The organism is Shewanella sp. HL-SH8 (assembly GCF_051165765.1).
GTDB classification, from domain to species: Bacteria; Pseudomonadota; Gammaproteobacteria; order Enterobacterales; family Shewanellaceae; genus Shewanella; species Shewanella glacialimarina.
The window spans coordinates 875,795-889,654 of the sequence record NZ_CP195039.1; the positions used below are offsets into that span (position 1 = coordinate 875,795).

Genomic DNA, 13,860 nt, shown 5'->3' on the forward strand with positions numbered 1-13,860 from the left:
TTAAATTACTCCTGCTTTGACCATATCGAGCATATTCAATGCACCAATAGGCTGGTGTGCGTCATTGACCACAATCAAACCATTAATGCTTTTCTCATCCATTATTTGTAAGGCTTGAGCGGCCAAAATGTTAGCCGGGCTAGTGACACATTTTTTGGTCATAACCTGTGAAATAGGCGTGGTTCGAAGATTGACTTCTGCATCGATAACACGTCGTAAATCACCATCAGTAAAAATACCGACTAAAACATTATTACCATCAACAACCGCGGTCATACCTAAGCCTTTATTTGATATTTCATACAAGGCTTCAGTGATACAAATATCTTGCTGTACCAAGGGCAGATCTTTGCCTTGGTGCATAACATCATTAACCTTGAGTAATAATTTTCGGCCCAAAGAGCCCCCTGGATGTGAGAGGGCAAAATCATCACGGGTAAAACCTTTTGCTTGTAATAGGGCGACCGCTAAAGCATCTCCCATGACTAATGTCGCCGTCGTGCTTGATGTTGGCGCTAACCCAAGGGGGCAAGCTTCTTCTAGCACTTCAATACATAAATGCACTTTTGCCAGCTTCGCCATATTAGAGTCTGGTTTACCAGTAACTGCAATCACAGGAACGCCCATACGTTGAATAACAGGCATTAATGTCAAAATTTCACTTGATTCACCTGAGTTCGAAATAGCTAAAATAATGTCGTTTTTAGCTAATGCGCCAAGGTCGCCATGGCTGGCCTCTCCTGGATGAACAAAAAAAGCTGGCGTGCCTGTACTGGCAAATGTGGCTGAAATCTTATTACCGATGTGGCCAGATTTTCCCATGCCCATTACAATAACTTTACCTTTGCATTGCATGATTAATTCACATGCCTGCCCGAATGCATCTGAATCTACAAATTGGTAGAGATGCTCAAGTGCTGCTTTTTCAATATCAATGACTTTACGGCCCCATTGACGAAATTGAGTTTGGTTTGCCATGTATGTCTCTCTTGGTAAAGTCCTTTGTGCTCCATTAAGAAGCGTTGAATACAACGTATTGGTAAGCCACAAAGGTTAATAGTAATAAAACGCCATGCCAAGGCGTAAGTTGTCGCTTTGCACCGCTGGATAACACTAACACTGCTAATGCGGCACTGGTGCCCAGTACCATGTAAAAATCTCTGTTTACCGCTGTGGCATCAACCTCACCTGGTGAGATTAGCCCTGGAATAGCTAAAACCGCAAGAATATTAAATAAATTAGACCCGACAATATTGCCAATGGCTAAATCGTGTTCTTTTTTTAACACTCCGGCGATACACGCCGCTAATTCTGGCAAGCTAGTGCCAACAGCAATGATGGTCAGTCCAATGACTAAATCAGACAAACCATAAATTTTTGCAATACCAACAGCACCGTCTACCATCCAACCAGCTGAGAGTGGTAAAAACACAATGCCGATAATAATCCACATGATAGCATTAAAAGTAGGGACATCTTTAGGGATCTCGCTGTCGATTTCGGCATCAAGGGGGTCAGTATCTTTGTTACTTAAAGCTTGATAAATAAATCCGCCCATAACAAGCAAGAAAGCCACGACTAAAATCATTCCTTCAACCCGTGTCAGAAAACCATCATGGATCAAATATCCCGCTAATAAAGTTGCAGCAAGCATGAGTGGCACTTCACGTTTTAAGGTTTTAGAGCTAACGCTGATTGCCCCAAGTAAAGCTGTAATGCCTAATATAAGAGTGATATTGGCAATGTTTGAACCAAGTACGTTACCTATGGCGGTATCGTTCATGCCTTCCATAGATGCCGTTGCCGCAACAAACATTTCTGGTGCAGAGCTGCCCATAGCGACTATGGTAAGCCCAATTAACATGGGAGGTAAGCCAAGATTACGGGCAAATGCAGACGCGCCATAAACAAATTTGTCAGCACTTATTACCAGTACTGCTAGTCCAACGCAAAGCATCAAAATATTAACTAACATGTCATCCCTTCAATTTATTTGAACATGAGCATTTTCCCTGTAAATGACCTAAATTGAAAGCTGCAATAAGTATAAATAAGCTAATCAATCAGCCGATTAATCTTTGTTTAAGATTAATTTCATTTAAGGTTTGAGTATTTTTATCGTGATGAGGTTGTTAGGTGAACAACATTCACGTAAAATTTAACCTTCATTTACGCGCCGGGATGGCAGCTATCTCTTCAAATATTATGTCTGAGACATCAACCGTGTTGCAAAATCCGCTTGTAGAAATTAAACACCTTGGCTTTAGTCGTGGTGAGAAAGTCATTTATGATGATATTTCTTTAACGATCCCAAAAGGGAAAGTCACCGCTATTATGGGCCCTAGTGGTATTGGTAAAACTACCTTACTTAAATTAATTGGTGCTCAGTTAACGCCCGATTCAGGTGAAGTATTATTTGATGGCCTCAATATGCATCAATTATCCCGTACTGAGCTATATCAAGTGCGCAAACGTATGAGCATGTTATTCCAAAGTGGTGCTTTGTTCACTGACATGAATGTGTTTGATAATGTCGCTTTTGCATTACGTGAACATTCAGGGTTACCAGAAACGATTATTCGTTCGATTGTGCTAATGAAATTACAAGCCGTTGGACTTCGTGGCGCAGCTTATATGATGCCTAGTGAGTTATCGGGCGGAATGCAGCGTCGTGCAGCGCTCGCGAGAGCTATCGCTTTAGAGCCTGAAATGGTGTTGTATGATGAGCCTTTTGCGGGGCAAGATCCAATTTCAATGGGTATGCTAGTTAAGTTAATTCGAGAATTATCAGATTCATTAAAGTTAACCTCAGTGGTGGTGTCCCACGACGTCAAAGAAGTCTTAGGCATTGCCGATTATGTTTACGTGATAGCGGATAAAAAAGTTATTGCAGAGGGCACGCCTGAGCAATTGAGAAAATCTGATAACCCGCAACTGATACAGTTTATTGATGGTGCGCCAGATGGTCCGGTACCATTTCATTATCCAGCAGTTGATTATCAACAGGAGTTGTTGAGTGAATCCGATTAATTTGATTGCTGCAATTGGTCGTTATGCCATTGGGTTAGTAGGGGGTTTTGGTAAGGCTGGCGTGATGTTATGGCGCGCCATAGTCCATGTCCCCAACCCTAAAAAAGGCCTACCCTTACTGATTAAACAAATCTACGTATTGGGCGTGCGCTCAATGATTATTATTATTGTATCAGGCTTATTTATTGGCATGGTATTAGCGCTTCAGGCTTATAATATTTTAGTCGGTTTTGGTACCGAAGACAGCCTAGGCCCTATGGTGGCGTTAAGCTTACTGCGTGAACTTGGACCTGTTGTTACCGCACTGTTATTTGCCGGGCGAGCAGGGTCTGCGCTTACTGCTGAAATTGGCTTGATGAAGTCGACTGAGCAATTATCAAGTTTAGAAATGATGGCCATCGATCCGCTCAGGCAAATCATAGCACCACGATTTTGGGCCGGCGTAATCAGTATGCCACTATTAGCTATGATGTTCAGTTTAGTCGGTATTTTTGGTGGGCATTTAGTTGGTGTTGAATGGAAAGGCATTGATACAGGTGCTTTTTGGTCGATATTACAGGCTTCAGTTGAGTGGCGACAGGATATTGTTAACTGCCTTATTAAAAGTACAGTGTTTGGTATTGTGGTGACATGGATTGCATTATATCGAGGTTATGAAGTGAAGCCTAATCCAGAGGGGATTAGTCGTGCGACAACCTCTACGGTAGTGCAGGCCAGTTTAGCTGTTTTAGCTTTGGACTTTTTGCTAACAGCATTAATGTTCGGAAATTAAGATTAATTTATTAACTATTTAAGTGGTTTAAGCGTATGTTGACACGGAAGATTGAGTTACTTGTTGGTCTATTTTTATTGTCAGGAGTGTTAGCATTTTGCGTATTGGTTTTTAATGTAGCCAATGTCAAAGTCGATACCCAAAATAATAATTATTCCCTCATTGCTGAATTTAATAATATTGGCGGATTAAAAGTGCGTGCGCCAGTAAAGGTCGGTGGTGTGGTTGTTGGCCGAGTGGCCGACATCACCTTAGATGATCGCAAGCTTGTTCCCATAGTGACGTTAACTATGGATAAGCGTTATGATCATTTTCCTGAAACCAGTAGTCTATCTATTTTAACATCAGGCTTGTTAGGTGAGCAGTTTATTGGCTTAACCCCAGGTTTTATGGATGATGATATCGACATGCTGGGTGATGGTGACAAAGTTGATGACACCCGCGGCGCGTTGATTTTAGAAGACCTTATTGGTCAATTGTTATATAGCATGTCGTCAAAAGATAAATAGGAGCGGTTTTATGCAAGCATTTTTAGTGCGTATCGTTAGCGCTGTTATATTGTTGACCAGTATTCAAAGCTGGGCGGCAGAAATTAATACTCAAGACCCATATAAGTTAATCGAACAAGTGGCCAATCAAACCTTTGATCGCTTTAAAAGAGATAAAGCGATAATCGATCAAGACTTAAGCCATTTAAAAATTATTGTGGCTGATGAACTTATGCCCTATGTCGATTATAAATATGCCGCCTATAAAGTGATGGGCCAATATTTACGTGAAACCAGTGATGATCAAAGAACACGGTTTGTCGAAGCGTTTAAAGGTTATTTAATTGGCACTTATGCACAAGCGTTAACGGCTTATACTGATCAAACTGTCGCATTTGAACCGCCGTCAAATTTTAGTAAAGAGAAAATGGTTGAAGTGAGCGTGCAAATTATTGAGCAAGGTCGTCCGCCGATTAAAATTCAATTCAAAGCGCGTCGTTTAAAAGATAACTCATGGAAAGCATTCGATTTAGTCGCAGAAGGCGTCAGCTTACTTGCATCAAAACAATCTGAAATATCAAATTTAATTCGCCAGCAAGGCATTGAATCGGTCATTACTATGCTGAATGATAAAACAAAGCAAAAAATTGATCGCAAACTAGATAAAGAGGATAAAGCGGCGTGATTCAGTTTGAGCAGCAAGGTGATACTTGCTTAGTGCAAGGGCGTTTAACGCAAGATGAGGTCATACTTTTGTGGCCGAATCGACATCAACTGTTTACTGCATCTACCCAAGTGGTAGACTTGTCCGCTTTGACTTATGTCGATAGCGCAGGCGTTGCTATGCTGCTTGCACTAAAAGGATTAGTAATGTCAGAGCAAGATATGTCTTTAGGGACTATTTCGCGTATATTGCAGCATCCTGCGGCTCAATTACAAAAAATGATTGAGCTATACGATTTACACACTTTTTTTGCTGATAATTCTCGTTAATTTGATCGGCATTTAGTTCACCATTCACGATGTTAATTTAGTTAGATTAACATCGCAATAAAGGTATAAATTCATGGATTGCAAAGTTATTGAGCAAATTCTATCCGAAGCATTAGAACTAACAGAAGTTCATGCTACAGCTGATGGTAGCCACTTCAAAGTTGTTGCTGTAGGTGAATGTTTTGATGGCATGAGCCGAGTAAAACAACAACAAGCAATATATGGACCGTTAGCAGATAATATTGCCAGTGGCGAGCTGCACGCATTAACTATTAAGACATTTACGCCGACCCAGTGGAAGCGTGAAAAACTTTTCAATATGTAATTAGAGAGCCAAGTGGATAAATTAACCATTAAAGCTAGCCAGCCTTTATCTGGCAGTGTTGTTATTTCAGGTGCTAAAAATGCGGCATTGCCAATTTTAATGGCAGGTGTACTGGCTGAAACTGACTTTATTTTAACGAATGTTCCAAGCCTGCGAGATGTCAGTACTAGCTGTAAGTTGTTACGCTGTTTAGGTGCTGACGTTGAAGAGTTAGGCCAAGGTAAAGTACGGATTTCTACCACTAACCTAAATGAATTTTGTGCGCCATATGATTTGGTAAAAACCATGCGCGCATCTATTTTAATTTTAGGCCCACTGCTTGCCCGTTACGGCACTGCAGATGTGTCTTTGCCTGGTGGCTGCGCTATTGGTGCAAGGCCTGTTGATTTACACCTTCATGGCCTTGAGCTAATGGGAGCTAAAATCGAAGTCAAAGAAGGTTATATAAAAGCACGTGTAGATGGTCGTCTCAAAGGTGCACATATCTTTATGGATATGGTCAGTGTTGGCGCGACTGAGAATTTACTGATGGCTGCCGCATTAGCTGACGGTACCACAGTGATTGAAAATGCTGCCCGTGAGCCTGAAGTGTCAGACTTAGCCCATTGCTTAATTGCAATGGGAGCAAAAATTACTGGTATTGGTTCAACTACGTTAACTATTGAAGGCGTTGAACGTCTGCAAGGTTGTGAATATCGTGTGATGCCTGATCGCATCGAAACTGGCTCATTTTTAGTTGCCGCCGCCGTCACTCGTGGGCATATTCGCTGTGAAGCGGCAGATCCTGGCTCTCTTGAAGCGGTAATATCAAAACTTGAAGACGCTGGTGCTACCATTACGACAGGTGAAGATTGGATTGAGCTTGATATGCAAGGCAAACGTCCAAAAGCGGTTAACATTAAAACCGCACCTTACCCTGGCTTCCCGACAGATATGCAAGCTCAGTTTTGTGTACTGAATGCGCTAGCAGAAGGTACTGGACGAGTTACTGAAACGATTTTTGAAAATCGTTTTATGCATGTACCAGAGTTAAGCCGGATGGGCGCTAAGCTCGCACTTGAAGGTAATACTTGTATTATCGAAGGTATTGAGTCATTAAACGGTGCGCAAGTGATGGCAACTGATTTACGTGCTTCAGCCAGCTTAGTCATAGCAGGTTTAATGGCAGAAGGGATCACTACGGTTGATCGCATATACCACTTAGATCGTGGTTATGAGCATATTGAAGCTAAGTTTAAAGGCTTAGGCGGTGAAGTATTACGCGTGTCTTAACTTAAGTTGCTTTGAGGCAATCGATTAATTGCTAAATAAAAAAGCCATCAATTTAAATTGATGGCTTTTTTCATGGCAGTTTATGCCATTTAATATCGTGTTGTTGGAATGTTTTGTGGTTGTGACTATTGATCGAAAGAGTTCTTTTCTACAACAAATACCGGTATTTCCAGTTTTAATCCCTCTCGAATAACCGTCAATAGCACTTTGTTACCAGGTGGTGTTTCTGCAATTTTATCCATTAACACCTCAACACCCGGAATATCGTCATTACCATAAGTAATAATGACATCCCGTGGCTGTAACTCTGCATTGGCAGCGGGCCCATTAGGGTCAATACCAGTAACAAAAACCCCTTTTAAATCAGGTAAATTTAAAATTTGCGCCACAACTGGGGTTAATGCTTCTCCGGAAATACCAATTGCGCCACGAATAACGCGTCCATCTGCAATGAGTTTGTCCATAATGCTGTGGGCTAACTTTATCGGGATAGCAAAACTAATGCCATTACCACCATTATCACCGCCGACTTTAAACGCTGCGGTATTTATTCCAATTAATTCACCAGTGGTATCAATTAACGCACCACCAGAGTTACCGGCATTAATCGCAGCGTCTGTTTGTAAAAAGTCTAAATAGCCTGAGCTTAATCCACTGCGACCCGTTGCACTAATAATACCCTGAGTAATTGTTTGTCCAAGGTTATAGGGATTGCCAATGGCTAAAACTACATCGCCAACTAATGCTGGGTTAGTTAAGTTAATCGGCACGACAGGGAGGTTGTCACCTTCAATTTTTAACACGGCTAAATCTGTTTCAGGATCACTGCCAACCACTTCAGAGGTAAAACGCCGTCCATCTTGCAGTGCAATAACTATTTCATCGGCACGTTTTATAACGTGATAGTTGGTTAGAATATAACCTTGATTACTCATAATAACGCCAGAGCCTAAGCCCTGCAGTGAACTTGAGTTAAGTGGTGCGCGTTGATCAATACTTAAGCTATAAATATTAACAACGGCGGGTGCTGCACGGCGAACCGCTTTAGCAAAAGACAACTCACTGCCCATATTAGCACGCTGTGTTAAACCGCTTTTAAACGGACTGCCTTCAAATGAGGTTGCGATAAGGAAAACGGCAGCCATGATCAGACCAAATAAAATGGATTTGCCTAGATAAATACTAATGTCTTTAAAGTTCATAGTCTGATCTACGTTAAGTAAATAGCGCAAATACTAACATAACTGAAAAAATTAAGCATCGAGGTTGAATGCTCGATGCTTAATTAATGAATGCTAACATTAACTTAAGTGATTACAGTCAACAATCACCACTAATAATATTAAATCAATTACTCTCAGTATCGATTAATCATTATCGTAAAACTAAATAGCTCAGGTTGTTATCGCGTAGTATTTTAAGCGCAACTGAGCCCTGTTGTTTTTCTAGCAAGGCTTTAAAGGATTTTAAATCTTTAACCTGGGTGCGATTAATGCCGACAATGAAATCGCCTTTTTGCAAACCAGACATAGCAGCTGGAGAGCCTTGGGCAACATCGGTTATTTCAACTCCTCTAGAGCCATTACTAAGGGTAGTACCCTGAAGCATAGGATGTAATGCGCCTGCGGCGGCTTCAATAGCATCAGCTTTGCCTAAAGTTGCTTTAACAGTTTTAGTGTCGCCATCACGAATAAGGCCAAATTCAACTTTTACATCAGCTCCCATAGTGGCCACTTTAGCGCGCAGTTCCTGGAACGACTTAATCTTGCGGCCATTAACGCTGGTAATAATATCACCCGCTTTAATGCCTGCCTTAGCGGCTGCACTGTCTGGCACCACTTCGCTAACAAAAGCGCCATGTTGGGTTTCTAGTCCGAATGCGGTAGCCAGTTCTTTATCTAAATCACGACCCGCTACCCCTAATATTCCTCGTCTTACCTCACCGTGTTCTATGATTTGTTGAACTAAGTTATTGACCATATTTGCAGGAATGGCAAAACCAATACCGACGTTACCGCCATTAGGTGCCACAATGGCGGTGTTGATCCCCATTAATTCACCGTTTAAATTAACTAATGCGCCACCTGAGTTACCACTATTAATTGCAGCATCGGTTTGAATGAAGTTTTCAAGCATTTCAATGCCCAAACCACTTCGCCCTAAAGCACTCACAATACCGGATGTTACTGTTTGTCCCAAACCGAATGGATTACCTATGGCCACGGCAAAGTCACCTACACGAACTTCGTCTGAATCAGTTTGTTTAATCGCGGTGAGGTTTTTAGCGGTAATTTGTAATAGTGCAATATCGGATTCTTTATCTGCACCTATTAGTTTAGCTTCTACTTCTCGGCCATCACTTAAACCGATTTGAATATCATCAGCACCGTTGATGACATGATTATTGGTAATAATATAGCCCTTTTCGGCATCAATAATTACCCCAGAGCCAAGACCTCGAAATGGACGTTCTTGGACTTGTTCACGCGGAGCGTTTGGGCCAAAAAAGTAACGAAATACATCAGGAACTTGCTGCTTAGATACTTGAGTGCCTGATACTGCTACAGACACCACTGCTGGTGTGGTTCGTTCAAGCATAGGCGCTAAGCTAGGGAGAGATTGACCGTCAACAGACTGTGGGATGGCAGCAAAAGAAGTGGTTGGCATCATAGTTAATGATGCGGTTAATAGAGCAGCAGAAAGTAAGCTTAGTTTGGTTTTCATTAATATGGCTCCTCGGACATTCAAGCTAGTGCTAAAAATATGGCGCTTGAATGAGGTAAATTAAAGTTAAATATCGTTAATCAGATAAATTATTAAGTGGTTAGAATTCAAATTTTTTATAAACAATTGTTTCTATAAATGTCGTTGTTTCAAAATGAACGTCAAGTTAGGTTCGTCATAAAATGTAAAAGTTGTGCGACAGCGAATATGTTATTGATTGGGAGTCGGTTTCGATTTGATAGTTCATTAACGATTAACAAAGGTTAATTTGATCGTTTAACGCGGTTACTCGTATTGAAAGTTTAATGTTATTATTCGCAGCAATTATCTGATGTAAGAGAGTCATAATCGTGTCGCAGTTAACCCCTTGGCAGCATTATCAACAAGATCTCACCCGTGAGAACTTTTCCCATGATCCAGCTCAAGAACAAGCTGTTAAATCATTGCAACGTGTATTTGATGAATTAATCGCTGCGGAGCAACCTGCTTCAGGTCTCTCTAAAATATTATCGATGTTTGGTAAGAAACCAACAATATCGGTCACAGGGTTATATTTATGGGGCGGAGTCGGGCGCGGAAAAACCTATTTAATGGACACTTTCTATGATGCGCTCCCTGGTGATAAAAAACTCAGAGCTCACTTCCACCGTTTTATGCATCAACTTCACCATGATTTAGGCGAACTAAAAGGGGTGCAAGATCCGTTACTCACCATCGCAAAAAAAATGGCAAATCAATACCAAGTAATCTGCTTCGATGAGTTTTTTGTTTCTGATATCACAGATGCAATGCTCTTGGGCACGTTATTTCAGGCTCTATTTAAGGAAGGAGTCGCATTAGTGGCTACTTCTAATATTATTCCGGATGATTTATATAAAAATGGCTTACAACGGGTTCGCTTCTTACCTGCTATCGCTCTGATCAATAAGCATTGTGAGATTTTAAATGTTGATTCAGGTATCGATTACCGCTTAAGAACCCTAGAACAAGCAGAGATTTATCATTACCCACTCGATGAACAGGCTGATTTAAATTTACATGCTTATTTTAAACAGCTAGCACCAGAATCTGAGGTGTTAACCGATGCTATCAATATTGATGGTCGCTTAATTAGTATCCGTCAGCAGTCTCAAGGTGTGTTACTCGCCAATTTCAGAGACATGTGTGATGGTCCGCGTTCGCAGCGAGATTATATGGAGATAGCCCGAATTTATCATACGGTACTACTTAGCGGGCTTGAGCAAATGGGTGAACAGTTAACCGGTGATGATATTGCCAGGCGTTTTTTAGCGATGGTGGATGAATTCTATGAGCGTAATGTAAAATTGATTATTTCGGCGCAAGTCCCTTTAGAGGCTATATACACCCAAGGGTTATTAAATTTTGAGTTTCGTCGCTGCCGTTCAAGATTAATAGAAATGCAATCCCATGACTATTTAACCTTAGAGCATCTACCTTAAAATAGTATTAACACTAAATAAGCTGTTATTTTATACAAAATTGAACAGTAAAAGTGCTGCTAAAACGATCAAACTATTTAACGCTTTTTATAAATATCAGGTGATTTCTGTCTTATGTTTGCGTATAATCCGCACCTGCCCTCGTTACTCCGTCGAATTGGGCGGAAGTTTTAAGCCAATATTCCTGCTCGAAGGGGCAAGAATCGGTCCATTTTGTGTTAATTGCGACTTGCAGTTGGCATGTGAGACAGAATTTTAAACATTGGGTTTTTGTAAAAAATGAAGACTACATTTAATGCTACATCAGAAACAGTCACACGTGACTGGTTCGTCGTTGATGCCGAAGGTAAAACTTTAGGTCGTATGGCTACTGAAATTGCTACTCGTTTACGCGGTAAGCACAAGCCTGAGTACACACCTCATGTTGATACTGGTGACTACATCATCGTTATTAATGCTGAGAAAGTTACTGTAACTGGTAACAAAGCTGCTGGTAAAATTTATTACTCGCACACTGGTTTCATCGGTGGGATTAAGCAAATTTCTTTTGAGAAATTGCAAGCTCATAAACCTGAGATGATTATCGAGAAAGCTGTTAAGGGTATGTTGCCAAAAGGTCCATTGGGCCGTGCTATGTTCCGTAAACTTAAGGTTTACGCAGGCACTGAGCATAACCATGCCGCACAACAACCACAAGTTCTTGATATTTAAAACGGGAGTAAGCTAATGTCTGCAACTCAGTACTACGGCACTGGCCGTCGTAAAACATCAACTGCTCGCGTATTCGTTAAAGCAGGTAGTGGTACAATCGTTGTTAACCAACGTCCACTAGATATATATTTTGGCCGTGAAACTGCTCGTATGGTTGTTCGTCAACCACTAGAGTTAGTTGAAATGACTGATAAATTTGACATATATGTAACTGTTAAAGGCGGTGGAACCACTGGCCAAGCAGGTGCAATTCGTCACGGTATTACTCGTGCGTTAATGCAACTAGACGAGACTTTACGTCCTTCTCTACGTGCCGCTGGTTTTGTTACCCGTGATGCTCGTAAAGTTGAGCGTAAGAAAGTTGGTCTACGTAAAGCACGTCGTAAGCCACAATTCTCGAAGCGTTAATTCGCCTTTGGAATACAAAAAACCCAGCTTATGCTGGGTTTTTTTATTGGCTGCAGTTTTATAATACTAAGCTAAATGCATTCAAATTAACGGGGAGTTCAAATGACATTACAGCTTTTAACGACAGCAATTGCCTTGGTATTAATCGTTGAGGGGCTTGGTCCGTTATTGTTTCCACAAAAATGGAAAAAGTATTTATTTGAGCTTTCTGGGCAAAACCAAAATGTTCTCAGACGCTTAGGTGGATCTTTAGTCACAGCGGGGATCGTTTTATTGATTATTTTTTAATAAAATACTTGCCTATAACCCCCTAAAATCTGTTAAAATTCTATTTTATACCACAAGACGTTGCAGCTAATAATGGGCAAAAATGTAGTCGTACTCGGCACTCAATGGGGTGACGAAGGCAAAGGTAAGATTGTCGACCTTTTAACAGAACAGGCAAAATACGTAGTTCGTTACCAAGGCGGCCATAATGCCGGTCATACTTTGGTAATTGATGGTGAAAAAACAGTACTTCATTTAATTCCATCTGGAATTTTACGTAATAACGTAAAATGTTTGATTGGTAATGGTGTCGTTGTTGCCCCTGATGCGTTGATGAAAGAAATCAACATGCTGAAAGAGCGCGGCGTACCTGTTGAAGAGCGTTTACTTATATCTGAAGCGTGTCCGCTAATATTACCCTTCCATTGTGCACTTGATATTGCTCGCGAAAAAGCGCGTGGCAATAAAGCGATTGGCACAACGGGTCGCGGTATTGGGCCAGCTTATGAAGATAAGGTTTCACGTCGTGGTCTTCGCATCGGTGACTTATTCAATGCAGAACTTTTTGCAACTAAACTAAAAGAAGTGATGAAATATCACAACTTTATGTTAACTGAATACTACAAGGTAGAAGCTGTTGACTATCAAAAAACGCTAGATGATGCATTGGCTATTGCTGATTATCTGAAGAGTTTATGTGTTGACGTTACTGAGTTATTAGATACCGCCCGTAAGGCTGGTGAGCCAATTCTATTTGAAGGTGCTCAAGGTACATTATTGGATATCGACCATGGTACATATCCATTTGTAACTTCTTCTAATACTACCGCTGGTGGTGTTGCAACAGGCTCAGGTTTTGGTCCACGTCATATTGATTATGTACTTGGTATCATGAAAGCTTACACTACACGTGTAGGTGCTGGTCCTTTCCCAACGGAATTAGCCAATGAAATTGGTGATTACATTGGTGAGAAAGGCCAAGAGTTTGGTGCGACGACGGGTCGTAAACGTCGTCCTGGTTGGTTAGATGCAGTGGCAATGCGCCGTGCAGTTCAAATCAATAGCGTAAGTGGTTTCTGCTTAACTAAGCTAGATGTATTAGATGGTCTAGAAGAAGTTAAAATCTGTGTTGGTTATCAAAACCCAGATGGTACTGTTTCTAAAATTACGCCACTAGCTGCAGAAGGCTATGAGCTAGTTACACCTATCTATGAAACCATGCCAGGTTGGAAAGAAGTGACTTTTGGTGCGACTTCAATTGAGCAACTTCCTGCTGCTGCAATTAACTACATCAAACGCATTGAAGAACTATTAGAAACGCCAATCGATATCATCTCAACCGGTCCTGACCGTAATGAGACCATGATTCTAGTTAATCCGTTTAACTAAAATCAATATCGTGAAAAGGCC

General features: G+C 41.1%; 16 protein-coding genes. 12 read left to right on the forward strand and 4 right to left on the reverse strand.

From position 1 onward, the window contains the following. Together ACRWQN_RS03990 and ACRWQN_RS03995 are read right to left on the reverse strand one after the other, a co-directional pair. Positions 1–978, reverse strand: a complete 978-nt coding sequence (locus ACRWQN_RS03990) for a KpsF/GutQ family sugar-phosphate isomerase (RefSeq protein WP_434928132.1) — start codon at positions 976–978, stop codon at positions 1–3. A 34-nt stretch (positions 979–1,012) separates the two neighbouring features. Further along, complete coding sequence (locus tag ACRWQN_RS03995) at positions 1,013–1,975, reverse strand: calcium/sodium antiporter (RefSeq protein ID WP_434928134.1); 963 nt, start codon at positions 1,973–1,975, stop codon at positions 1,013–1,015. A 230-nt stretch (positions 1,976–2,205) separates the two neighbouring features. On the opposite strand from ACRWQN_RS03995, the gene mlaF reads away from it, so the two are divergent. From mlaF to murA, 7 genes are all read left to right on the forward strand, one after another. Next, the gene (gene mlaF, locus ACRWQN_RS04000) at positions 2,206–3,030 is read left to right on the forward strand and encodes a phospholipid ABC transporter ATP-binding protein MlaF (protein WP_226416042.1); all 825 of its coding nucleotides are present in this window, start codon (positions 2,206–2,208) and stop codon (positions 3,028–3,030) included. Next, on the forward strand, positions 3,017–3,802 hold the full coding sequence (gene mlaE, locus ACRWQN_RS04005; protein ID WP_434928136.1) for a lipid asymmetry maintenance ABC transporter permease subunit MlaE: 786 nt from the start codon (positions 3,017–3,019) through the stop codon (positions 3,800–3,802). Before mlaF ends, mlaE begins: the two co-directional genes overlap by 14 nt. A 35-nt stretch (positions 3,803–3,837) precedes the next feature. Continuing rightward, a complete protein-coding gene (mlaD, locus tag ACRWQN_RS04010; protein ID WP_434928138.1) occupies positions 3,838–4,311 on the forward strand; it encodes an outer membrane lipid asymmetry maintenance protein MlaD in 474 nt (157 codons plus the stop codon). A gap of 10 nt (positions 4,312–4,321) precedes the next feature. After that, positions 4,322–4,975 carry an MlaC/ttg2D family ABC transporter substrate-binding protein gene (locus ACRWQN_RS04015; protein WP_434928139.1) on the forward strand — a complete coding sequence of 218 codons (654 nt, stop codon included), beginning with the start codon at positions 4,322–4,324 and terminating at the stop codon, positions 4,973–4,975. After that, positions 4,972–5,283 (forward strand): STAS domain-containing protein, encoded by a 312-nt coding sequence (locus ACRWQN_RS04020; RefSeq protein WP_434928141.1) that lies wholly within the window; start codon positions 4,972–4,974, stop codon positions 5,281–5,283. Before ACRWQN_RS04015 ends, ACRWQN_RS04020 begins: the two co-directional genes overlap by 4 nt. A 73-nt stretch (positions 5,284–5,356) precedes the next feature. Beyond that, positions 5,357–5,608: a BolA family protein gene (locus tag ACRWQN_RS04025; protein ID WP_434939849.1), complete on the forward strand. Its 252-nt coding sequence runs from the start codon at positions 5,357–5,359 to the stop codon at positions 5,606–5,608. A 12-nt stretch (positions 5,609–5,620) separates the two neighbouring features. Beyond that, positions 5,621–6,880, forward strand: a complete 1,260-nt coding sequence (gene murA, locus ACRWQN_RS04030) for a UDP-N-acetylglucosamine 1-carboxyvinyltransferase (RefSeq protein WP_434928144.1) — start codon at positions 5,621–5,623, stop codon at positions 6,878–6,880. A 125-nt stretch (positions 6,881–7,005) separates the two neighbouring features. On the opposite strand, the gene degS is transcribed toward murA, so the two are convergent. Further along, entirely contained in the window at positions 7,006–8,082 is a 1,077-nt protein-coding gene (gene degS, locus ACRWQN_RS04035) for an outer membrane-stress sensor serine endopeptidase DegS (protein WP_434928146.1), read from the reverse strand. A 172-nt stretch (positions 8,083–8,254) separates the two neighbouring features. After that, positions 8,255–9,604: a Do family serine endopeptidase DegQ gene (degQ, locus tag ACRWQN_RS04040; RefSeq protein WP_434939850.1), complete on the reverse strand. Its 1,350-nt coding sequence runs from the start codon at positions 9,602–9,604 to the stop codon at positions 8,255–8,257. 350 nt (positions 9,605–9,954) lie between these two features. Between degQ and zapE the strand changes: the two genes are divergently transcribed. From zapE to ACRWQN_RS04065, 5 genes are all read left to right on the forward strand, one after another. After that, positions 9,955–11,064, forward strand: a complete 1,110-nt coding sequence (gene zapE / locus ACRWQN_RS04045) for a cell division protein ZapE (RefSeq protein ID WP_434939851.1) — start codon at positions 9,955–9,957, stop codon at positions 11,062–11,064. Positions 11,065–11,343: 279 nt separating this feature from the next. After that, a complete protein-coding gene (gene rplM, locus ACRWQN_RS04050; protein ID WP_226411384.1) occupies positions 11,344–11,775 on the forward strand; it encodes a 50S ribosomal protein L13 in 432 nt (143 codons plus the stop codon). Positions 11,776–11,790: 15 nt separating this feature from the next. Next, positions 11,791–12,183 (forward strand): 30S ribosomal protein S9, encoded by a 393-nt coding sequence (gene rpsI / locus ACRWQN_RS04055; protein WP_235086614.1) that lies wholly within the window; start codon positions 11,791–11,793, stop codon positions 12,181–12,183. A gap of 102 nt (positions 12,184–12,285) precedes the next feature. Then, the gene (locus ACRWQN_RS04060) at positions 12,286–12,471 is read left to right on the forward strand and encodes a DUF2065 domain-containing protein (protein ID WP_434939852.1); all 186 of its coding nucleotides are present in this window, start codon (positions 12,286–12,288) and stop codon (positions 12,469–12,471) included. A 72-nt stretch (positions 12,472–12,543) separates the two neighbouring features. Further along, positions 12,544–13,839, forward strand: coding sequence for an adenylosuccinate synthase (locus tag ACRWQN_RS04065; RefSeq protein ID WP_434928149.1), 1,296 nt, complete (start codon positions 12,544–12,546; stop codon positions 13,837–13,839). Positions 13,840–13,860: the final 21 nt, after the last annotated feature.